This is a genomic window from Acidovorax sp. Root402, from assembly GCF_001425125.1.
Lineage (GTDB): Bacteria > Pseudomonadota > Gammaproteobacteria > Burkholderiales > Burkholderiaceae_C > Acidovorax > Acidovorax delafieldii.
In genome coordinates, this window is sequence record NZ_LMDQ01000001.1 from 386,452 (window position 1) to 408,538 (window position 22,087).

General features: G+C 66.6%; 18 protein-coding genes and 1 riboswitch. Of the genes, 7 read left to right on the forward strand and 11 right to left on the reverse strand.

Translation table 11 applies throughout. The features are described from left to right. Positions 1-5 precede the first annotated feature (5 nt). The 3 genes from ASC83_RS01795 to ASC83_RS01805 form a co-directional block, all read right to left on the reverse strand. On the reverse strand, positions 6-1,535 hold the full coding sequence (locus tag ASC83_RS01795; protein WP_235509286.1) for an MFS transporter: 1,530 nt from the start codon (positions 1,533-1,535) through the stop codon (positions 6-8). After that, positions 1,532-3,220 carry a class I adenylate-forming enzyme family protein gene (locus tag ASC83_RS01800; protein WP_056057118.1) on the reverse strand — a complete coding sequence of 563 codons (1,689 nt, stop codon included), beginning with the start codon at positions 3,218-3,220 and terminating at the stop codon, positions 1,532-1,534. Before ASC83_RS01800 ends, ASC83_RS01795 begins: the two co-directional genes overlap by 4 nt. A 295-nt stretch (positions 3,221-3,515) precedes the next feature. Next, complete coding sequence (locus ASC83_RS01805) at positions 3,516-4,823, reverse strand: Glu/Leu/Phe/Val dehydrogenase (RefSeq protein WP_056057120.1); 1,308 nt, start codon at positions 4,821-4,823, stop codon at positions 3,516-3,518. A 283-nt stretch (positions 4,824-5,106) separates the two neighbouring features. Here ASC83_RS01805 and ASC83_RS01810 point away from each other — a divergent pair, with 283 nt between their 5' ends. Continuing rightward, on the forward strand, positions 5,107-5,871 hold the full coding sequence (locus ASC83_RS01810; RefSeq protein WP_056057122.1) for a zinc ribbon domain-containing protein: 765 nt from the start codon (positions 5,107-5,109) through the stop codon (positions 5,869-5,871). Between the two features lie 57 nt (positions 5,872-5,928). Here the strand turns inward: ASC83_RS01810 and ASC83_RS01815 are convergent, their stop codons facing one another. Further along, positions 5,929-6,840, reverse strand: coding sequence for a PPK2 family polyphosphate kinase (locus ASC83_RS01815; RefSeq protein ID WP_056057123.1), 912 nt, complete (start codon positions 6,838-6,840; stop codon positions 5,929-5,931). A gap of 315 nt (positions 6,841-7,155) precedes the next feature. Continuing rightward, positions 7,156-8,145, reverse strand: coding sequence for a GlxA family transcriptional regulator (locus ASC83_RS01820; protein ID WP_056057125.1), 990 nt, complete (start codon positions 8,143-8,145; stop codon positions 7,156-7,158). 98 nt (positions 8,146-8,243) lie between these two features. Between ASC83_RS01820 and ASC83_RS01825 the strand changes: the two genes are divergently transcribed. After that, the gene (locus ASC83_RS01825) at positions 8,244-9,056 is read left to right on the forward strand and encodes an MBL fold metallo-hydrolase (protein ID WP_056057127.1); all 813 of its coding nucleotides are present in this window, start codon (positions 8,244-8,246) and stop codon (positions 9,054-9,056) included. Positions 9,057-9,112: 56 nt separating this feature from the next. Here the strand turns inward: ASC83_RS01825 and ASC83_RS01830 are convergent, their stop codons facing one another. Next, the gene (locus ASC83_RS01830; RefSeq protein ID WP_056057129.1) at positions 9,113-10,054 is read right to left on the reverse strand and encodes a LysR family transcriptional regulator; all 942 of its coding nucleotides are present in this window, start codon (positions 10,052-10,054) and stop codon (positions 9,113-9,115) included. A gap of 73 nt (positions 10,055-10,127) precedes the next feature. On the opposite strand from ASC83_RS01830, the gene ASC83_RS01835 reads away from it, so the two are divergent. From ASC83_RS01835 to metH, 3 genes are all read left to right on the forward strand, one after another. Next, positions 10,128-10,583: a PACE efflux transporter gene (locus ASC83_RS01835; protein ID WP_056057131.1), complete on the forward strand. Its 456-nt coding sequence runs from the start codon at positions 10,128-10,130 to the stop codon at positions 10,581-10,583. Between the two features lie 88 nt (positions 10,584-10,671). Then, complete coding sequence (locus tag ASC83_RS01840) at positions 10,672-11,427, forward strand: hypothetical protein (protein ID WP_056057133.1); 756 nt, start codon at positions 10,672-10,674, stop codon at positions 11,425-11,427. A 41-nt stretch (positions 11,428-11,468) separates the two neighbouring features. Then, positions 11,469-11,568, forward strand: a riboswitch (S-adenosyl-L-homocysteine riboswitch). A 20-nt stretch (positions 11,569-11,588) separates the two neighbouring features. Next, the gene (gene metH, locus ASC83_RS01845; protein WP_255356896.1) at positions 11,589-14,342 is read left to right on the forward strand and encodes a methionine synthase; all 2,754 of its coding nucleotides are present in this window, start codon (positions 11,589-11,591) and stop codon (positions 14,340-14,342) included. Between the two features lie 75 nt (positions 14,343-14,417). Here metH and ASC83_RS01850 read toward each other — a convergent pair whose 3' ends face one another. Further along, positions 14,418-14,819 (reverse strand): RidA family protein, encoded by a 402-nt coding sequence (locus ASC83_RS01850; protein WP_056057135.1) that lies wholly within the window; start codon positions 14,817-14,819, stop codon positions 14,418-14,420. A gap of 158 nt (positions 14,820-14,977) precedes the next feature. Here ASC83_RS01850 and ASC83_RS01855 point away from each other — a divergent pair, with 158 nt between their 5' ends. Further along, positions 14,978-15,907 carry a LysR family transcriptional regulator gene (locus tag ASC83_RS01855; RefSeq protein WP_056057137.1) on the forward strand — a complete coding sequence of 310 codons (930 nt, stop codon included), beginning with the start codon at positions 14,978-14,980 and terminating at the stop codon, positions 15,905-15,907. 157 nt (positions 15,908-16,064) lie between these two features. Continuing rightward, entirely contained in the window at positions 16,065-16,535 is a 471-nt protein-coding gene (locus ASC83_RS23295) for a penicillin-insensitive murein endopeptidase (RefSeq protein ID WP_082522291.1), read from the forward strand. Positions 16,536-17,159: 624 nt separating this feature from the next. On the opposite strand, the gene ASC83_RS01865 is transcribed toward ASC83_RS23295, so the two are convergent. The 4 genes from ASC83_RS01865 to ASC83_RS01880 form a co-directional block, all read right to left on the reverse strand. Then, on the reverse strand, positions 17,160-17,702 hold the full coding sequence (locus ASC83_RS01865) for a shikimate kinase (RefSeq protein WP_056057143.1): 543 nt from the start codon (positions 17,700-17,702) through the stop codon (positions 17,160-17,162). A gap of 244 nt (positions 17,703-17,946) precedes the next feature. Continuing rightward, the gene (locus ASC83_RS01870) at positions 17,947-19,107 is read right to left on the reverse strand and encodes a serine hydrolase (protein WP_056057145.1); all 1,161 of its coding nucleotides are present in this window, start codon (positions 19,105-19,107) and stop codon (positions 17,947-17,949) included. 107 nt (positions 19,108-19,214) lie between these two features. Further along, positions 19,215-20,906: a long-chain fatty acid--CoA ligase gene (locus ASC83_RS01875; RefSeq protein ID WP_056057147.1), complete on the reverse strand. Its 1,692-nt coding sequence runs from the start codon at positions 20,904-20,906 to the stop codon at positions 19,215-19,217. Positions 20,907-21,051: 145 nt separating this feature from the next. Then, positions 21,052-21,825, reverse strand: coding sequence for an SDR family oxidoreductase (locus tag ASC83_RS01880; RefSeq protein WP_056057149.1), 774 nt, complete (start codon positions 21,823-21,825; stop codon positions 21,052-21,054). Positions 21,826-22,087: the final 262 nt, after the last annotated feature.

Consider the following 22,087-nt stretch of genomic DNA (forward strand, 5'->3'; position numbering starts at 1 on the left):
GTTCTCTAACGACTGTGTGCGAAGTCGTGCACACCGCCGGGCAGGTTGCGTGAGGGCTCCCACGCAGGGCGGGTGGTGTGTTCGCTTTGGCGCACAGGGGTTGCGGCCACTGCTGCCGCACTGGCCGTCTCCGCCGGGGCGGCAGCGTCCACGCTGCGCACCAGGTCTGCATGGCGGGCGCGGGTGATGGGGTAGGCCATCAGCAGCGGAATGGCCAGCACCAGGCACAGCGCCGGCAGCAGGCCCGTCATGGCCGTGATGCCTTGCAGCGCCTGGGCAGACTGGGCCACGTTGGGCACATAACCGGTCAGCTCCAGCATGCCGGCCACCAGCACCGTGGCCAGGGTGCGAGCCAGCTTGTCGACAAGTCCATACAGGCCGTAGTACATGCCGGTCTGGCGTTCGCCCGCTTGCATGTGGCCGTGGTCGATGGTGTCGGGCACCATGGCAAACGGCACGATCCAGTGCGCGCCCATGCCAATGCCCACCACCACCAGGATGCCAGTCACCAGGGCCTGCTGGCCTGGGCCCACCCAGTACAGCGCCACCAGCCCCGCACAGCAAAACACCAGCCCGAGGATGTAGGCCCGGTTTTTCTCCCAGCGGTCCACCACGCGCTTCCAGACGAACAGCGAGACGCCCACCACCGCGAGCAGGATGCCCATGAAGCGTGGCAGATCGCCCTTGTCGCCCTGCAGCTGGTAGATGACGAAATAAGCGAGCGAGGCCTGCACCAGCGTGAGGCCCAGCCGCACCAGCCCGGCTGCACTCACCAGCATCACAAACGGGCGGTTGCGCAGCGTGGCCAGCAGGGTGCTGCGTACCGACGCCCAGCCGGGTGTGGCTGCTGGTGGGTTTGGGGCCGCAGGCGATAAGTCGCCGGTGGTGGCGGGCTCGCGCACGCGCCAAGCCACCACGGCCACAGCGACCCCGGCGACCAGCCCGAAACAGGCGCCGGCCAGTGCGTAGCCCGTGCGTGCATCGAGCGCGGCCCGCACCAGCAGGGGCATGAACACGCTGCCCGCAAAAAAACCCAGCAGGGCACCCATGGATGCAAAAGCCGTGAGGCTGGTGCGCTCGTCGTAGTCCTGCGTCATGTTGGCGGCCATGGCCTGGTAGGGCAGCTGCACCAGCGTCATCACGGTGTCGAACAAGGTGTAGGTGACGGCGATCCACACAAACGCTGCCCAGGGGCTCAGGCCTGGCGGCACCATCCACACAGCGGCGGCCACCACGGCCAGCGGCAGGGCGCCGTAGATCAGGTACACGCGGTGGCGGCCGTGGCGCGAGCGCGTGCGGTCGGTCAGCCAGCCAAACAGCGGGTCGTTGATGGTGTCCCACACCTTGCCCACCAGCAGCGCCGCACCGGCCACGGCCGGAGGCACCAGGGCCACATCGGTGTAGAAGATCATGAGCAGGAAGCTCATGGCCGCAATCAGCATCTGCAGGCCGACGTTGCCCACGGCGTAGCCGAGCTTGGTGCCCAGGCTCAGCCGGATGTGTGGGGTGTGCTGCATGTTCATGGGGGCTGTCATGGGTGCGCGGATGCCATTGCTTCAGCCCGGGCAGCCGTCGCCATCGAGCCCGCCACAGGCTCTGCGTGCGCCATGTGCGCCGCGCTGCTGCGCGGCGGCATGGCCTCCAGCATCAGGCGCACCTCGCGCCGCAGCATCTTGTTGAGGAAGCTGCGCGGAATCTCGGTGACCAGGCGCACATCGTCGGGCTGCATCTCGGGCGGCAGGTGTTGCACCAGGAACTCCGCCAGGTCGTGCTCCAGGGCCTGGGTGCCTCGGTCGTTGCGCCAGCTCTGCCGCAGGCTGGCCACCAGCACGGCGGCGGTGCCATGCTGCACCAGGCAGGCCTCCTTGACGGCCGGGTGGCAGTGCGCCACTTCCTCGATCTCGCGCGGGTTGAGTGCCTGGCCGTGGCGCACCACGCGGTCGGCGCTGCGGCCCAGCACGTGCAGATAGCCCGCAGCATCGAAATAGCCCAGGTCCCCCATCACCACCCAGCCGTCGTGCAGGGTCTCGCTGGTCTTTTCCGGGTCCAGCCAGTAGCCATCAAACCGCACCGGCGTCTGCACGGTGATCAGGCCCATCTGGCCCAGCGGCAGCGGCGCAAACTGCTCGTCGCGGATGACCACGTCCACGCCCGGCATCACGCGGCCCACGGTGGAGAGGATGTCGTTGCCCAGCGGGTTGCCTTGCGCGTCCACATGCTCGTGGGGCAGCAGCCAGGTGATGGGGGGCAGGGCCTCCAGGCAGCCGTAGCCCTGCTGGAAGATGGGCCCGAAGCGGCGGATGGCCTCGGCGATCTTGGGCGCGGGCATCATCTCCGAGCCGTAGGGCACATGGGTCAGCGACGACAGGTCGTACTGGCCCAGCGTGGGCTCGTCCAGCAGGTCGATGATGGCCGAGGGCGACAGGAAAGCGCGCGACACGCGGTGCTTCTGGATCAGCCCGGCCAGCGTGGTGGCGCGGAAGTCCTCGGGCATCACCAGCGCCGCGCCCGCCAGCAGCGTGGGCAGCACCAGGCCCGAGCCCGGGCCGGTGAGCGGCAGGCCCAGCATGTTCACGTCCGGCCCGTTGGCGGGCGGCTTGAAGTCGATGGCGCGCGAGATCAGGCGCACGCTGTCCAGGTACTTGCGGTTGCTGTAGCCGATGGACTTGGGCAGGCCCGTGGTGCCCGAGGTCATGTGCAGCGCAAACACATCGTCTTCGTGCACATCGGCCGTTCCCGCAGAAGGGGTCTGCTGCGCCAGGGCGCGCTCGTATTCATCCCCCAGCGCCAGCACGCGCAAGCCGGGCAGCTGCTCGCGCACGGCCTGCAGGATGGGCGCGCTCAGCAGCGGGTCATGGATGAAGACAGTGGGCTTGACGCGGCCCATGGTCGTGAGCGCTGCCTCGGCCGGCAGGTGCTTGTGAAAGCTGGCAAAGATGGTGCCGTTCTCGAACGTGGCCAGGCGGGTTTCGTACTGCTCACCGGTCTCGGGCAGCCAGGTAAAGACCACGTCCCCTTTTTTTACGCCCTGGGCCTGCATCCAGGCCTGCAGGCGGTACACGCGATCCTGCAACTGCGCGTAGGTGAGGGTGCCGCGCCGGTCGATGAGCGCGGGTTTGTGAGGGTGCAGGCGGTACGCCAGACGGGCCACGGAGCGCGCGGTGCGCAGGCGGCTGAGCAGAAAGCGCGCCAGCAGGCTGCGCAGGGATGGAAGGGCCACCAGAATCTCCCGAAGACGGCGTGAGTGCAAAGTCCAGGCAGTTTTTCACGCAAGGTCCGGGGGAAAGATCACCATTTGTATGTGTGCGTATCTTTTGGTTTCTGCGGCGGCTGCGCGGTCGTTCTGGGGCCTTGAACGGCCGTTGTGCGCGCTTGCTGCGTCGCCACGGCGCAACAGCCACGGTGGCTGCGCAAGGCCTGGGCAAAGAAAAACCGCCAGGGCTGGATCGCAGCGGCTGGCGGTGGTGTGACGGCCCGTCCCGGGTAAGGGGCGGGCCGGTGGGGCGGGCGAGGGCTTATGGATACAGGCCGCGCATTTCGCGGGCGTGCAGGATGCGCTGGCAGGCCACGATGAAAGTGGCAGTGCGCAGGCTCACCTTGTGCTCTTGCGCCACTTGCCAGATGCCCGCAAAGGCCTCTTGCATGATGCGCACCAGGCGGGCGTTGATCTCGTCCTCGCTCCAGAAGAAGCTGGAAAAATCCTGCACCCACTCAAAGTAGCTCACTGTCACGCCGCCGGCGTTGGCGATCACATCGGGCAGCACCAGCACGCCCTTGTCGTGCAGGATGTCGTCGGCCTCGGTGGTCGTGGGGCCGTTGGCGCCTTCGATCACGAGCTTGGCCTTGATCTGGCCCGCGTTGTCCTTGGTGATCTGGCCTTCCAGCGCGGCAGGGATCAGGATCTCGCAATCCACGCCCCAGAACTCTTCGGCCTTCATCACATCGGCGCCGGCAAAGCCGCCCACGCCACCACGGGTCTTCACATGCGCCAGCAGGGCGGGCACATCCACGCCCTTGCTGTTGAAGATGGTGCCGGTGTGGTCTTGCACTGCCACCACCTTGGCACCCGCCTCGGCAAACAGCTTGGCGGCAATGCCACCCACATTGCCAAAGCCCTGCACGGCCACGCGGGCACCGTCGAGCGCCAGGCCGGTCAGCTTGGCGGCTTCCACGCCCACGGTGAACACGCCACGGCCGGTGGCTTCCACACGGCCCAGCGAGCCGCCCAGGTCCACGGGCTTGCCGGTGACCACGCCGGTGGCGGTGGCGCCCACGTTCATGGAGTAGGTGTCCATCATCCAGGCCATGATCTGGCCGTTGGTGTTCACGTCGGGTGCGGGGATGTCTTTGGACGGGCCGATCAGCAGGCCGATTTCGCTGGTGTAGCGGCGCGTCAGGCGCTCCAGCTCACCCATCGACAGCTTCTTGGGGTCCACGCGGATGCCGCCCTTCGCACCGCCGTAGGGCACGTTCACCGCGGCGTTCTTCACCGACATCCAGGCCGACAAGGCCATCACTTCCGACAGCGTCACGTCCTGGTGAAAACGCACGCCACCCTTGCCGGGGCCGCGGCTCAGGTTGTGCTGCACGCGGTAGCCTTCGTAGTGGGCGATGGTGCCGTTGTCCAGCTCGATCGGCACGTCCACGATCAGGATGCGCTTGGGGCGCTTGAGCGTTTCCACCCAACGCGCCAGGCTGCCCAGGTAAGGGGTGACGCGGTCTACCTGCTGCAGGTAGTTGCCCCAGGGGCCGAGGTGGTCGGCCTGCAGGTACGAGGGCAGGGGGTGGGATTGTGCGGCGGGGGCGCCGACGGGGTTTGACATGGTGAATTTCCTTGTGGGATCAGTTCAGGCTGCGAAGCTTATGCCTCGGCCCGGGCACTGTCCAAGGCCGGTGTGTTTGTGGGTTATGCATTCGATGCATAGTTTGACGAGGCCGCCTTCCATGTTGCAGTGCGGCAATGCGCAGGCGTGCTGGCGACCCTTGGCTCCGGCCATTGCCCGGCACCCCGTTGCCCCTAGACTCAAGCTTGCCCGGCACAGCACCGGGCGCTGCACCAGGCCTCTACCGCACCGCCGGGGCCAAGAAAAAAGAGAGGGAAATCCTATGAGCGTGACCCACACCGCCTGCCCGCAGTGCCAGGCGCCCAACCACCCTACGGCGCGTTGGTGCGTGAAGTGCGCCCACCCCCTGGAGGCAGAGGCCAACCTCGCCACCCCCGCTGCCCCGGCGCCGATGGAGTTTGTGTTCGATGACGACGAGCACCCTGCTGCGGGCCCGGCGCGCCAGCGACCGGTCATGGCCTACGCAGGCGCCGCAGTGGCCCTGCTGGTGGTGGCGGGCGCCGCGGCCTGGTACCTGCTGGGTCGGCCCGATGCCGTGCCGCCCCCGCAGCAGGCCCCGGCCGTCGCAGCCCCCGCCGCAGTGCCCGGCACTGCGGGCACTGCGGGCACTGCGGAGTCTGCACCTGCCCGCCCCGAGCCGGTGGAGGAAATCATTGAATCCGAACGCGCACGCCCGGCAGCCGCTGCGTCCGCACCAGGCAGTACCGCTGCTGCTGCACCGTCGTCTGCATCTGCGGCCTCTGCGCCGCCTTTCACGCCTGTCACCGCGCCCCGCGTGGCCGATGCGGCATCGCTGCCCGCCACCGGCAAGCCACGCGCAGTGGCACCGGCCGACAACGCACCGTGGCCGCCGCCCGCAGCGCCCGCGCCGTCGCCCGGCGACAGCCTAGCCCGCTTGCGCGGTGCGCTGGCCCAGTGTGCGGCCATGAGCAACGAGCTGTCGCGCGCGAGCTGCCTCACCCGCACGCGGCAGAACTTCTGCGGCGACGCCTGGGGCCGCATCCCCGAATGCCCGCCGGGCCAGTGATGGCATGCGCAGCCTGTCTTTGCGCCGCCCGCTGCCGTGCCCGCAGCGGTGCGGGCCCTATTCGATGCGGATCTTCTGCAGCGCCGGGTCGCCCGGCGGGTAGCGCAGGTCCAGGCCGGTGAGCACCTCGCGCACCAGCGTGGCGATCATCAGGTTGCGGTGGGTCTTGGAGTTGGCAGGCACGATGGTCCACGGCGCCCAGGGCGTGTGCGTGGCGGCCAGCAGCATTTCGTAGGCCTTCTGGTACTGGCTCCACTGCTTGCGGGCCTCGATGTCGCTCATCGAGAACTTCCAGTGCTTGGCCGGGTCGTCCAGGCGCTCCTGCAGGCGTTCGCGCTGCTCGTCAGCGCTGATGTGCAGCATGAACTTGAGCACGATGGTGCCGGTGTGCGTGAGCATGCGCTCGAAGTCGTTGATGTGGCCAAAGCGCTGGTGGTGCTGCTCGGGGGTGATCCATCCGTTCACGGCGGGCACCAGCACATCCTCGTAGTGGCTGCGGTTGAACACCGTGATCTCGCCCGCGCCGGGCACCTTCTGGTGGATGCGCCACAGGTAGTCGTGGGCACGTTCGGCCTCGGTGGGGGCGCTCCAGCCCACGGCGTGCACGCCCAGCGCGCTCATGCGGCCAAACACGCCCCGGATGGTGCCGTCCTTGCCGGCCGTGTCCGTGCCCTGCAGGATCACCAGCAGCTTGTAGCGCTTGTCGGCATAGAACAGGTTCTGCAGCGTGTCCAGCTCCTGCGCAATCGACTCGGTGGCGGCCTTGTCCTTGAGCTTGTCGCCCAGCGAAAACGGCTTGGCCGACGGATCAAAGTCCTTGAGCGCCACCGTGCGGCGGTGTTTGCCGGCCTTGCGCCGCTCGGGCTGGCCGTCGGTCCGCTTCTCGTCGTCGTGCTGCGGCGCGTCCGGCTGCCACTGCGACCAGCGCTGGGCCACGTCTTTGTTGCTGCTGTGAAACGGGTGGTTCATGCGGGCTCCTCGATGGGCCATCGTACGTCAGCAGTGGGGGCGCGGTCTCCCCTTCTACGAAAACATGATGCTATCAAGTTGATAGCTAATTGCGCATGATTCACTGGCGCTTGGAGCAGATTGAGCTTGAAAATTGGCGCAGAAGTCGTTTAGGGACCCTCTGCACAAATCACCGCGCCGTGTGCAGCTGCGGTCTCGGGCGGTCTGCGGCGTTGCAAATACTCGCAATAGCTGCGGCTATTGCTGCGTTTTGCGCCTTGCAGCCCATCCCGATCCGCAGCGCCCACTTGCCGCTCGATTCGTGCAGAAGATCCCTTAGCGCACGCCATGTGCCATGCGGTAGGCCAGCGGCGTCTGCCCCGTGGCCTGGCGGAACGCGCGGTGCAGCCCGGCCTCGCTGGCAAAGCCCAGGTCTTCGGCAATGCGCTTGAGCGGCAGCGGCGTGTCGCACAGCGCCTCGCTGGCCTGGCGCAGCTTGATGCGGCGCATCCACAGCGCCGCCGTCAGGCCCGTGTGGGCCTGCACCCGCCGCGCCAGTGTGCGGGGCGAGAGGCCCAGCGCCTGGGCCAGCGCGGGCAGTCGCAGATCGGCGGCGGGGCTGCGCTGCACCCACAGCAGGGCGCGGCGCAGGTCAGCGTCTGCCAGCGTCATCAGGTCATGCCCGGCAAATGCCGGGTGCGCCGTGCGGGGGCGGGGCAGCATCAGCAGCTCCTGCAGGTCGGTCATCGCCTGGGGTGACAGGCGAGCGGCCAGCGCGTGCAGCATCAGCGGCAGGTAGCCGTTGGCCCCGGCGGCCGTGGTGGCGGTGGGGCCGACCACCAGCGGCTCGTCAAAGCGCCAGTCCACCTGCGCAAACTGCTGCCCCAGCGCCGCACGCAACCACCAGGTGGCTGTGGCGCCCTGGCCGCGCAGCCGCCCGCTGGCAGCCGCCAGCACCACGCCCGCGCAGTAGCTCCACAGCTGGGTGCGCCGGGGCAGCGCGCGCAAGGCCTGTACCACCGGGGCCAGCTGCTGCAGCGGCCCCTGCAGCTGGTTGGGCGACGAGAGCCACAGGCCCGGCACCAGCACCACATCGGCCTCGGCATGCTGCAGCGCCACGGTGGGGGCCAGCGCGGGGCCTTGCCAGGTGGGCACCGGCAGCAGGTCCACCCCCACCCAGCAGATGTCCATCACGCTGGCCTGCGCGCGCAGGTTGGCGGCGCGTGCCATCTCCGCCGCCGCAAACAGGCCGGCGGGCATGCAGCCCGGGTAGAGCAGCAGCGCCACGCGCAAAGGCGGCTGGTGTGGAGAGGGTGGCGAAACCATGGGTGGCACAAAAAGGCAAGAAATTGTCAATCTGTGCCATTTTCGGGGGAGGCCTGCTTTTCAACAATGTCAACACCCCTTCCCACTGAAAGCCCCCCATGCTCATCACCCAACTACGCAACGCCACCGTTCTGCTCGAGTTTCAGCACGCGGGCCGCCCTGTCGGCCTGCTGGTGGACCCCATGCTCGCGCCCCGGGGCAGCCTGCCCGCGCTGCGCTACCTGGGCACCCGGCGCCAGCGCAACCCTCTGGTGGACTTGCCCGCCGAGGCCGACGCGGCGCTGCAGCGCGTGACCCACGCGCTCATCACCCATTGCCAGCGTGGGCACTTTGACCACCTGGACCGCGCGGGCAAGCAGTTTCTGCGCGAGCGCCAGATTCCCGTCCTGTGCATGCCACACGACGCCGCCTACCTGGCGCAGCGCGGCCTGCAGGTGCTGCCGCTAGCGGGTGAGGGCCGCCAGCCCTTTGCGCTGGGCGGGCAGGTCACGCCCGTGGCTTGCACCCACGGCCGGGGCTGGGTGGCGCGCTTCATGGAGCACGGCCACGGCTACCTGCTGGAGCTGCCGGGCGAGCCCAGCGTGTACCTGGCGGGCGACACGGTGCTGACGCCCCCAGTGCGCGACTGCCTGCAGCGTCTGCACCCCTGTGTGGCCGTGCTGCCCGCCGGTGGCGCCCGGTTCGACCTGGGCGCGGACATCCTGATGGACGCCGCCGAGGTCGCACAGGCTGCCGCACTGACGACGGGCGCCGTGGTGGTCAACCACCTGGAGGCCCTGGACCACTGCCCCACCACCCGTGCCCAGGTGCGCGCCCTGGCGCAGCGCGGCGGGTGGGCGCACCGCCTGTGGGCGCCCGAGGACGGCGAGTGCCGTGAATACCCCGGACCCATCGTCCAAAAAATGCTATGAATTTGATAGCTTTTACGGCATGATCGACTAGCGCTACCGCCCAAAAGGGCCGTAAATCACGCCAGCTCGGCCTCCAGCGCCCGCTGGTCGCGCATCAGCGCCACAAACCGCGCAGCGCCCAGGCCCAGTGGGCGCTCCTTGGACCACACCACGTCCACCCACAGCGCGGCGCCGTTGCTCAGGTTCTCGAACGGCATTTCCACCAGCCGCCCCGCCTCGATGCGCGACTGCACCAGCGCGCGCGGCTGCCAGCCCCAGCCCAGGCCGGCTTCGATGAGGCCCAGCGCGGCCAGGTGGTTGTCGGTGCGCCAGTGGTGGCGGGCAAACACAAAGCGCGGGTCGGTCTGCGCCAGGTCGCGGCTGGCCACCACGATCTGGCGCGTGGTGGTCAGGTGCTCTTCGCGCAACATGGCGTCCTCGGGCGGGGCTCCGCGCGCCTGGGCGGCGGCGCGGGCGGCCACCAGCACCGGGTGCTGCGGCGCCATCACCGCCACCAGGGTTTCGGTGCCCACTTCCTGAAAGCCCTCGCGCCCATCGATGCTGGGCCGCTCGAACACCAGCGCCAGCTGCGCGCGGCCGCTGTGTAGCAGCGCCAGCGCATCCACCTGCGGCGCGGCCAGCACCTCGATCTGGAGCAGCGGGTGTTCTTGCGCCAATGCCGCCAGCGCCTCCGTCCAGCGCGAGGCCAGCAGCTCGGGTGCAATGGCCAGCGTGAGCCGCTCCTCCAGCCCCTGGGTGAGCGCCAGCGCCTGGGCGTTGAGCTGCTGCAGCTGGCCCGCCAGCAGCCGGGCCTGGGGCTCCAGCGCGCGGGCGGCGGCGGTGGGGCGGGGCTCGCGCCCGCTGCGGTCAAACAGCTGCACATCCAACTCGGCCTCCAGGTGCGCAATGGTCATGCTCACGGCCGACGGCACACGCGACAAGGCCCGCGCGGCGGCCGAGAACGAGCCGTGGTCGAGCACGGTCAGAAACACCTGCACGCTGTCAGAGTTGAAGGCCATGGCGGTTGATCTATCAATAAAAATGAAACAAGCTGACTTTATATGTCAGTGCGGCGAATATAAAGTACCACCCATGGACAAGACACCCACTCTTTTTGGCCTGCAAGGCGTCAAGCGCCGCGTGATCTACGTGACCCTGTACGAGCTGATCGCCATCGGCGCCGCCACGGTGGGCCTGGCGCTGCTCACGGGCCAGGGCGCGGGGCATTCGAGCGTGGTGGCGGTGGCAGCCTCGGTGATCGCCATCGTCTGGAACATCGTCTTCAACTGGGCGTTCGAGCGCTGGGAGGCACGCCAGCCCGTGCGCGGGCGCAGCGTGGCGCGGCGCGTGGCGCACGCCATCGGGTTTGAGGGCGGCCTGGTGTTCACACTGGTGCCGCTGTTTGCCTGGTGGTTTGGCGTGAGCCTGTGGCACGCGTTTGTGATGGACCTGGGACTCATCGTGTTCTTCCTTTGCTACACCTTTGTCTTCAACTGGGTGTTTGACCACCTGTTCGGCCTGCCCGCATCGGCCATGGCGGCGTCGTAGCAACAGCCCAGGGCGCGCTTCTTCAAACAATGTCAACCGCCGTTCGCCGGCGGGCTGGGGCGCTAAGCGGCAACCCATAATCGGCCCCATGCGAGGGCCGTTTTTATTGCTGCTGCGGGGTTTGCGGGGTCGGTGGGCTGGCGTGGCGGTCTGCTGCGTGCTGGCAGGCTGTGCCAGCAACGCCCCCACTCCGCGCGGCGAGGTGAAGGGTGCACCCACCCATGCCGCCGAACTGGCCCAGTCCGATGCCAACCGCATGGCCACCTTGGCCATGCAGGAGAACCTGGACGGCCTGATGCGCCTGGCCGACAAGCTCTACCGCCGCAACCCCGCCGAATGGCGCAAGGGCACTGCCACCAACCGCGAGCAGGCGCTGGAGCAGCTACGCACCGCCGTGCTGCAGCGCCAGCCCTGGGCCCCACTGCAGGGCCGCCGCGACATCGCCGCCATGGCGCTGGCCCTGGCGCCCGAGTTCGCAGGCGACCGCGTGGCGGCCTTCATTTACGCCACGGCCGATATGATCATCACGGCCCACGGCGGCAAGACCGAGTTCTTCTTGCTCGACGGCATGGATGCCCAGCACCTCTACAACGCCGCGCGCAACGTCGAGACCGCCGTGTGGCTGCTGGCGCAGCGCCGCAACGCCCAGGGCCAGCCCCTGCTGCTGGCCGACGAGATCGGCCAGCAGGGCCGCAACCTGAGCTTCGAGCGCGAGTTCGGCAAGATCATCGCGCGGCTGGATCTGCTGGCCGCGTTCACCACCGAAAAGTACCGCCGTGCCGCCATCAGTTACGTGCAGGGCATTGTGGGCGGTACCTTTTTGCAATTCCTGCCGGTGCGTTGATGCGGCGAACGCCAGCTCGTATCACCCGGTAAAATCCGCATCTGCCCAAGGAGCGTTGCAGCGGCCTCTCACCACGACGGGGCCGTCAGGCTTGGGTACCCAAAAGCTATTCAAGCCCCACCGCAACGACGCTCACCTGTTTTTCTGCTGCCCCTGCACAGGTGAGTCCTATGTCCGCGTCTGCCCCGTCCATCCCCCCCATGAAGCTGTCCGGCCTGGAGCCCGTCTCCATCGGTGAGGGCACGCTGTTCGTCAACATCGGCGAACGCACCAACGTCACCGGCTCCAAGGCGTTCGCGCGCATGATCCTGAACGGCCAGTACGAAGAGGCCCTGGCCGTGGCGCGCCAGCAGGTAGAGAACGGCGCCCAGGTCATCGACATCAACATGGATGAGGCCATGCTCGACAGCAAGGCGGCCATGGTGCGCTTTCTGCAGCTCATCGCGTCCGAGCCCGACATCGCGCGCGTGCCCATCATGGTGGACTCCTCCAAGTGGGAGGTGATCGAAGCCGGTCTGCGCTGCATCCAGGGCAAGGGCATCGTCAACTCCATCAGCATGAAAGAGGGCGTGGAGAAGTTCAAGCACGAGGCGCGCCTGGTCAAGCGCTATGGCGCTGCAGCCGTGGTGATGGCGTTTGACGAAGTGGGCCAGGCCGACACCTACGCGCGCAAGATCGAGATCTGCGAACGTGCCTACCGCGTGCTGGTGGATGAGGTGGGCTTTCCGCCCGAGGACATCATCTTCGACCCCAACATCTTTGCGGTGGCCACTGGCATCGAGGAGCACAACAACTACGCGGTCGACTTCATCGAGGCCGTGCGCTGGATCAAGCAGAACCTGCCGGGCGCCAAGGTGTCGGGCGGTGTGTCGAATGTGTCGTTCAGCTTCCGCGGCAACGACCCGGTGCGCGAGGCCATCCACACCGTGTTCCTGTACCACGCCATCCAGGCGGGCATGGACATGGGCATCGTCAACGCGGGCATGGTGGGCGTGTACGACGACCTGGAGCCCGTACTGCGTGAGCGTGTGGAAGACGTGGTGCTCAACCGCCGCCCGGATGCGGGTGAGCGCCTGGTGGAGATCGCCGAAACCGCCAAGAGCGGCGCCAAGGACGAGAGCAAGAAACTCGAATGGCGCGGCACGCCCGAGCACCCCAAGACCGTGGGCGAACGCCTGTCGCACGCGCTGGTGCATGGCATCACCGACTTCATCACCGAAGACACTGAAGAGGCCTACCGCGCCATCCTGGCCAAGGGTGGGCGCCCGCTGCACGTGATCGAAGGCCCGCTCATGGACGGCATGAACGTGGTGGGCGACCTGTTCGGCGCGGGCAAGATGTTCCTGCCCCAGGTGGTGAAAAGCGCGCGCGTGATGAAGCAGGCCGTGGCCCACCTGATCCCCTACATCGAAGAAGAAAAGCGCCAGGACGAACTGGCCGGGCGCGATGTGCGCAGCAAGGGCAAGATCATCATCGCCACCGTGAAAGGCGACGTGCACGACATCGGCAAGAACATCGTCACCGTGGTCCTGCAGTGCAACAACTTTGAGGTGGTGAACATGGGCGTGATGGTGCCCTGCCACGAGATTTTGGCGCGCGCCAAGGTCGAGGGGGCCGACATCGTGGGCCTGTCGGGCCTGATCACCCCCAGCCTCGAAGAGATGCAGTACGTGGCCGGCGAGATGCAGAAGGACGACCACTTCCGCATCAAGAAGATACCGCTGCTCATCGGCGGCGCCACCACCAGCCGCGTGCACACCGCCGTCAAGATCGCTCCGCATTACGAAGGCCCCGTGGTCTACGTGCCCGATGCGTCTCGCAGCGTGAGCGTGGCGCAAAGCCTGCTGGGCGACGGCGTGCAGAGCTACGTGGATGAGCTGAACGCCGACTACGACAAGGTGCGCACCCAGCACGCCAACAAAAAGGCCACACCTCTGTGGCCGTTGGCCAAGATCCGCGCCAACAAGACGCCGATCGACTGGTCGGCCTACCAGCCCGCCGTGCCCCGCGCGCTGGGCCGCCGCGTGTTCAAGAACTTCGACCTGGCCGAGCTGGCCAAGTACATCGACTGGGGCCCGTTCTTCCAGACCTGGGACCTGGCCGGCCCGTACCCCGCCATCCTCACCGACGAGATCGTGGGCGTGGAAGCCACGCGTGTGTTTGCCGATGGGCAGGCCATGCTCAAGAAGATCATCGAAGGCCGGTGGCTCACGGCCAGCGGCGTGATGGCCCTGCTGCCCGCCAACAGCGTGAACGATGACGACATCGAGTTCTATACCGACGACACCCGCACCGAAGTGGCCATGACCTGGTACGGCCTGCGCCAGCAGGCCGAAAAGCACACCATCGACGGCGTGACCCGCCCCAGCCGCTGCCTGGCCGACTTTGTGGCGCCCAAGGAAAGCGGCATTGCCGACTACGCCGGTATGTTTGCCGTGACGGCGGGCCTGGGCATCGAGAAGAAGGAAAAGGCTTTCATCGACGCGCTGGACGACTACTCCGCCATCATGTTCAAGAGCCTGGCCGACCGCCTGGCCGAAGCCTTTGCCGAAGCCCTGCACCACCGTGTGCGTACCGACCTGTGGGGCTACGCTGCCGGTGAAGCGCTGAGTAACGACGACATGATTGCCGAGAAGTACCAGGGCATCCGCCCCGCGCCCGGCTACCCCGCCTGCCCCGACCACAGCGCCAAGACCGACCTGTTCCGCGTGCTGCAGGCTGGCGAGATCGGCATGTCGCTCACCGAAAGCTTGGCCATGATGCCCGCTGCCAGCGTGAGCGGCTTCTACATCGGCCACCCCGACAGCGTGTACTTCAACGTCGGCAAGATTGGCGAAGACCAACTGCACGACATGGCCCAGCGCCGGGGCATGGACGAGAAGGTGCTGGAGCGGCTGCTGGCGCCGAACCTGTGATGCTATGAATTGAATAGCTTCCAGAGCTTGTTCGATAAGCGCTGGAAGCCTGTTTGATTCAAATGTCCCGGCCCATCAGCCCTTATAGCCAGGCAGCTTCGCGATCACCTTGATCTCGAACTGGAATCCGTACAGCCAGGTCACTCCGATGCCGGTGAGCGTGGGGTAGGGCGCCTCCCCCCAGAACTCGGGCACGACGCCCCAGACGGTCTCGAAGTTCGCCTCCGGGTTGACCACGAACATCGTCACGTCCACCACGTCATCAAACGTGCAGCCTGCAGCGTGCAGCACGGCGTTGAGGTTGCTGAACGCCAGGCGCACCTGCGCGGCCAGGTCGGGCTCGGGCGAGCCGTCCTCGCGGCTGCCCACCTGGCCCGAGACAAACAAAAACCCGTTGGCGCGCACGGCGGGCGAATAGCGGTTGCGCTCGTACAGCGCCTGGCGGCCTGCGGGGAAGACAACGTCACGGTGGGGCATGGGATTCCTTTCGTTCTGCAGGGCAGATGATTGCGATGAAGGCACTGTAGAAGCGCGCGTTGTTCTGATAAACAGGCTAATCTGCGCACCACTGTTCCTGATCGCCAAACAATGGCGGGCGTGCCGCCCCTTCGGCATGTCTCAACTACCTGTACGCCATGGACCGTTTTGACGCCCTGCAGGCCTTTGCCCGCGTTGTGGAATCCGGCAGCTTCACCAAGGCTGCCCTCACCCTGCACCTGAGCCGCACCACCGTCACGCAGCTGGTGCAGCAGCTCGAAGCGCGCCTGCGCGTGAAGCTCCTGCACCGCACCACCCGGCGCGTGCAGGTCACGCCCGATGGTGCTGCCTACTACGAGCGCGTGGTGCGCCTGCTGGCCGACCTGGACGATGCCGATGCCAGCGTTTCCACCGCCGCCGCCGCGCCCCGGGGCCGCCTGCGGGTGGATGTGCCCAGCCCCTTGGCGCGCCTGGTCCTCATCCCCGCGCTGCCCGCGTTCCACGCGCAGTACCCCGACATCCTCCTGCACATGGGCGTGAGCGACCGCCCCGTGGACATGGTGGGCGACAACGTGGACTGCGTGGTGCGCGGCGGCGCCCTCACCAACCCGGCGCTCGTCGCACGCCATGTGGGCGATCTGCAATTGCGCGTGTACGCCGCCCCCAGCTACCTGCTGTGCGCGGGCACGCCCGAGCACCCGCAGGCGCTGGAAGGCCCGCACCACCGCACCGTGGGTTTTCTGTGGGCGCGCACCGGCCAACCTCTGCCTTTCGAGATGCGCCGCGGCACCGAACATGTGCGCGCCCAGGGCCATGACATCTGCGCTGTGGACGACGGCAACGCCTACCTGGCCGCAGGCCTGGCGGGCCTGGGCGTGCTCTGGCTGCCCGACTACATGGCCCGCCCCCACGTGGCGGCTGGCGAGCTGGTGCCCCTGCTGCAGGACTGGACGCTGGAGCCGATGCCGCTGTACGTGGCTTACCCACCCCAGCGGCATGTGAGCGCCAAAGTGCGGGTGTTTATCGAATGGGTGGCGGGGTTGATGGCGCTGCATGCGCCGATTCATCGCTCTTCGAGGGCCCCATAAGACGCACCTTGGTCCGATGGAATTGTTCGTGAAGCGAAAGAGGCATGCCTGTTGGTACCAGCCTACAGCACCCATAGTGTGCGCTGTAAGAGTTGGAAACAGTTATCTGATTTAAAGAGCGCATTCATACAATCGCTCGCAAAAAGGAGTTGTATAAATGACAGATTCTTCACCAGTACCTCAGGATAAACGCGGATTTTTCATGCTGCCTCAAATGCCGGAGGAATCTGGCTATTACACCTATGGAACTCCTTTCGGTGGAAGAGGGCAATATGCCCATGTGCAAATGCTGAATTTCATTTTCAAACTTGAGCATGGCTGGAGCATCACAGAAGAGCGAAAAATCGGCATTGGTAACATCAGTTTGGCCGAAGGAAAAAAATTTCCACCGCATGCTAGCCACAGAAGCGGTCTGGAGGTCGATATTCGTCCCATTCGCAAGGATGGGCTGAAGCAGCCCGTCCGCTGGTCTAGCAAAGACTACGACCAAGCCGCGACGCAAAGGTTAGTAAATTTAATTTGGCAGACTGGCATGGTAAAAAAGGTTGGATTCAATGATCCCAAAATTGCCAATGCTACTTATATGAATGGACACGATGACCATTTGCATGTGGAAGTGCGAATTTGATCATTCCCGAGTATTGATTTCGGGCGACTGGTTGCGTTTCATTAATAAGTGCTGCCACGGGCCAAGATAAATACTCCATGTTTCTATATAAACAAGTAAAGGCTTAGGAATGAGAAAAGGTGTTGCGGTTATCGGAGTATTGCTTATGTGTGCAGGCGCGATAGCCGCAGACTGGGCATTTGAATTCAAGCCAGTCAATGCGCAAATGGCAATTTACTCTGGAGGTTTGGGCGATCCAGCAGCACCCACAGCCCAAGACGCCAAAGTGTCATTCCATGTGCAGGGTAGAGCTGCACGCGACTTGTTTGACCGCATGGGGCCCGACGTGAAGAGTGAGTGTGGGTCCGACCCGAAAACGCGTGCAAGAGTCCGTGACCGCCTTCAGTGCATTCGCTATTCCCCATCCGACTACAGCTGCTATTTCGGCTTTGATCTGAAAGACGGGAAAAGCATCGGCGGCAATATCTGTTGAGTAAGGCCAGACGACCTGCTGCTCAATAGGGGGCGTTTTCTCCGCTAGGCAGGACGCATGCGGATGCATGGCCGCGGTGGGTTGTCCGTGCCTGGCCCATTCCAAAACCGCCTAAGCCCTTTGATCAGGGTTGCACCAAGGCATTTTTCGCTTTAGCCCGGGTCCGCCCCACCCGCACTCTCCGCCATCTCCAACTGCATCATCACCATGTTGACCAGCGTGTGCACCGAAGGCCGCCCGGTCTCGATCACGTAGTGGGCGGTCTCGCGGTACAGGTGGTCGCGCTGGGCGTAGAGGTCGCGCAGCTTGTCCATGGGGTTACCGCCTTGCAGCAGGGGGCGGGTTTTGTCGTGTTTGACGCGCTTGAAGATTTCTTCGGGCGAGGCGCGCAGGTACAGCACATTGCCGAACTGGCGCAGCACCTCGCGGTTCTCGGGGCGCAGCACGGCGCCGCCGCCGGTGGAGAGGACCATGCCGCCGGGCTGCTGGGCCACGTCGGCCAGCACCTGGGATTCGATGTCGCGAAAGCGGGCTTCGCCTTCGGCCTCGAAGAAGCTGCGGATGGTGGTGCCCAGGGTCTGTTCCAGCCGGTGGTCCAGGTCGATGAAGGGCACACCCGCCCGGTGGGCCAGTTGCCGGCCGACGGTGGATTTGCCCGAGCCGGGCATGCCGACCAGTGCGCAGCGAATCTGCATAGGTTCAAAAAAGAGGTCTGGGGGGAGGGCCTGCGTACTGCGGATGGGGCTGTTTCGCGTGCCGTAACTGGGCGTTGAGTGTAAGCCTGCCCCTCTGGCGCCGGGCGTAGAGCGTAGCCTTTGCAACTGGCGCCGCCCCCGCCAGGGACGCCGAGCAAGGGCCGCCCCGCAGCGAGGGCGTCGTCCCTCCGCCCGCGCAGCGCGAGAGTGGGGGGAAGCGGCAAAGCCGCTCAGGGGGGCCTAATCACAATGCCGCATACACCAGCGCCGGGTATAGCTCGCACAGGTACCGCAGCTGGCCGGGCGCCTGCGTGAGCAGGATGGCGAACAGGTCTTCCGCAGGGTCCACAAAAAAGAAGGTGCCGCCCAGGCCGCTCCAGCTGTAGTGCCCGGCCGATCCGGGGCGGGTGGCCTGGCCGGTGGCGGTGCGCACGGCCACGCCCAGGCCAAAACCGTAGCCGGTGGGCAGGATGTCGCCCGCCACGGGCAGGCTGCCCAGGTGGTCTGCGGTCATGAAGTCCACCGTGGCGCGGCCCAGCAGGCGCACGGGGGCGCCGAGGCCATCGGGCCCGGGGGCCGTGCCCCGGCCCAGCATGAGCTGCAGGAAGCGCGCGTAGTCGCTGGCGGTAGACACCAGCCCGCCACCGGCCGATTCGAACACGGGCGGTGCGGTCACGTCGATCAGTGGCATGCCGAGCCCGGTCTGCGGGTCGCGCTCAAAGGCTTCGGCCAGGCGGTGCTGCTGCGCGGCGGGCACCGCAAAGCCCGTGTCGTGCATGCCCAGCGGGCCAAACACGCGGCGTTGCAGGAGGGCGCCCAGGCTTTCGCCCTCAATCACCTCCAGCACCGCGCCCAGCACGTCGGTGGCGCGGCTGTATTCCCAGCGGGTGCCGGGCTGGTGGACCAGGGGCAAGGGGCCCAGCGCGGCGGCCAGCTCAGCATTGCTGTGGCGGCGCGAGCCGATGCGCGCCGCGCGGTAGGCGTCGGGCACGGTGCCCGCCTCCCACGCGTAGCTCAGGCCGGCGGTGTGGCGCAGCAGGTCGTGCACCGTGGCCTCGCGCTGCACGGGGGCGGTGGTGCCGGTGGTTTCGTCGTACACACGTTGGCCTGCAAACGCGGGCAGGTAGTGCGACACGGGGTGCGACAGCAGCAGGCGGCCTTCTTCCATGAGCATCATCGCCACCAGCGAGGCGATGGGCTTGGTCATGGAATAGATGCGGAACACCGTGTCGGGCGCCATCGCGGGCACCGCCGACTCGGCGATGGGCGGGCGCTGGTGGCCCACCGCCGTGTGCAGCACCGTATGGCCCTGGTGGTGGATGAGTGCCACGGCACCGGGCAGCAAGCCCTGGTCCACATGGGCTTGCAGCACGGAGCGCAGGCGGGCGAGGGCGGTGGGGTTCATGGCGGTTGGAAGTGGGTTTTGAGGCGATTTTGGCCGGTAGCGCTAGTGCATATTGCGCCGGTAGCTATCAAAAACAGAGCGAATCTGGCAGGCCGTGAATGCGGGTTTCAGTGCGTTGCACCGGCCGCGCGGCTGCGCTCCTGCTCCTGCAGCTCGCGCCACTGCACCTTGCCCGTGCCGGACTTGGGCAGGCTGTCCACCAGCTGCACGATGCGCGGGCTTTTGTAGGCGGCCATGTGTTCGTGGCTCCAGTCGATGATGGACTGTTCGCTCACCTGGCCCTTGAAGGCGTCGCGCAGCACGACCAGGGCCTTCACCGTCTCGCCCCGGCGCTCGTCGTGTGCGGCGATCACGCACACCTCCTGGATCGCAGGGTGGGCGTACATCATGGCCTCGACCTCGGCGGGCCAGACCTTGAAGCCCGACGCATTGATCATGCGCTTGAGCCGGTCCACCATGAAGAAGTAGCCGTCCTCGTCCACCTGCGCCAGGTCACCCGTGCGCAGAAAACGCTTGCCGTCCAGTGTGATAAAGCTGTCGGCCGTGGCCTGCGGGTTGTTCCAGTAGCCCAGCATGACCTGCGGGCCATGCACCACGATCTCGCCAATCTCGCCCGGTGGCAGTTCGGCGAAGGTGGCCGGGTCCACCACGCGCGCATCCACGTCAAACACCGGGATGCCCAGGCACTGCGGCTTGGGGCGGTGCGGCGGGTTGATGTGGGTAGCGGCCATGGTTTCAGACATGCCGTAGCCCTCCACGTAGTCCAGCCCGGTCAGGTCCTTCAGCTGCTGCGCCACGGCCTTGGGCATGGCCGCGCCGCCGCCGCGTATGGCCTGGATGCTGCTGATGTCGTAGTCGGCAATGCGCGGGTTGGCCAGAAAGTCAACCACCATGGTCGAGATGGCCTGCCAGATGGTGACCCGGTAGCGCTGGATGAGCTGGGCGGCCGCGTCACGGTCCCAGCGCGGCAGCACGACCACGGTGGCGCCCACAAACAGCGGCCCGTTCATGCTGCCCGACAGGCCGGTGACGTGGAACAGCGGCAGCACCGCGAGGTAGGTCGAATCCTGCGTGCGTGCAAACCACTGCACGCCGCCCACCAGCGTGCTCATGGCGCTGCGGTGCGTGTGCATGCAGCCCTTGGGGTGGCCCGTGGTGCCCGAGGTGTAGGGCATCACGCACAGGTCGTCCGGCCCGGTGGTGATGGGGCCGGGGTCGCGCTGCTGCGCGAGCATGTCGCTCCACAGCGTGACGCCGGGGGCATCAATGGCCTGGCGCGGTGCGCTGACGAACGCGGGCACGGGCAGGTCGGTGGGCACCTGCAGGTAGTCGCTGTACGCGGCCACGATGAGGTGCTGGAACTTGCCCTCACCGCCGGCCACATCCACCAGCGGCTGGGCCTGTGCATGCAGGTCCTGCGGCACAAAGGCCACGGTGGCACCGCTGTCGTGCACATAGTGGCGCAGCTCGTCGGTGCGGTTCATGGGGTTCACCGGCACCACCACCGCGTTGGCGCGCAAGATGCCGTAGAACGCCAGGATCCACTGCGGGCTGTTCTGCATGTACAGCAGCACCCGGTCGCCCGCCTTCACGCCACACACCTGCTGCAAGAAGCCCGCAATGTGCTCCGCCTGTTGCTGGAACTGCCGGAAGGTCACCAGCGTGTCGTAGAACACCAGAAAAGGCTTGTCCGGGTAGCGCGCGGCCGACACCTCGGCGTTGTGGAACAGATGGGTCTGCGGTAGCGTGAGGTGGCGCGACAGGCCGGGCGGCCAATGGGCGAGGTGGCGGTCGGACATGGTGACGGAACTCTGGGTTGGTTCGTGCAGGGTACAGGCCGGGCAAAACAGGGCGTAACCCAGGCGAGGGACGGCCAGCAAGGGCCGCCCCGCAGCAAAGGCCGTCGTCCCCCTGAGGGGGACGACGGCCAGCGCCTCATGGGGCTCAAATCAAACTGGCGCCACCGTCCACCACGATGCTTTCACCCGTGATGTGCCGCGAGGCGTTGGACGCCAGGAACACCACCGCGCCTTTGAGGTCCTCTTCGCCGCCAATGCGGCGCAGGGGCGTGCGCTCGATCATCGCAGGGCCCAGCTTTTCAATCAGGCCGCTGGCCATTTTGCTGGGGAAGAAGCCGGGGCAGATCGCATTGACGCGAACGCCGTAGTGCCCCCATTCGGACGCCAGCGTGCGCGCAAAGTGCAGCGCGGCGGCCTTGGAGGTGTTGTAGGCAATGGTGTTCATGCCCGGGGGCGTGCCCTTCAGTGCGGCCACTGAGGCCGTGACGATGATCGAGCCTTTGCCGCGCGGGATCATGCAGCGCTTGCCGACCTCGCGCGATAGGAAGAACGGCGCGCTCACGTTCAGGTCCATCACCTTGTGCCAGGCGGCGTCTGGGTAGTCCTCGGCCTTGGCGCCCCAGGTGGCGCCCGCGTTGTTGACGAGGATGTCGATGGTGCCAAAGCGCTCGACCACCTGGTCCACCAGGCCGGGGATGTCCTCGGTCTTTTGCAGGTCGTTCACCACGGTCAGCACCTCGTAGCCCATGCCTTCCAGGTGCTTCTTGGCCTCGGCCAGCTCATCGGCCTTGCGCGCGGTGATGGCGAGTTTGGCGCCCATTTCGCCCAGGGCCTCGGCCATCTGCAGGCCCAGGCCGCGCGAGCCGCCAGTGACCAGGGCGACCTGGCCGGTGAGATCGAAGAGTTGCTTGACGCTCATGGAAAAAACGCTTTCGTGCAGAGAGGGGTGAAGGTGAATGAATGCCAAGACCGGCCCGACGGCTTGTGGCCCGCAGAGTGGGTGAGGAGGTGCGGCTGGGGCGGCGGTGGCCGCTGTGTCAATGGCGGTCGAGTCAACCGACAGCGCCCCATGCTAGCCCTGCCCAGGCACCGTGTAAAACCGGTGCTGTCACCTTTGAAACTCTGTGCGCTGCACCCGGCACGCTGCCTGTGGGACAGCGCCTACCCCGCCTCGCGGCTGC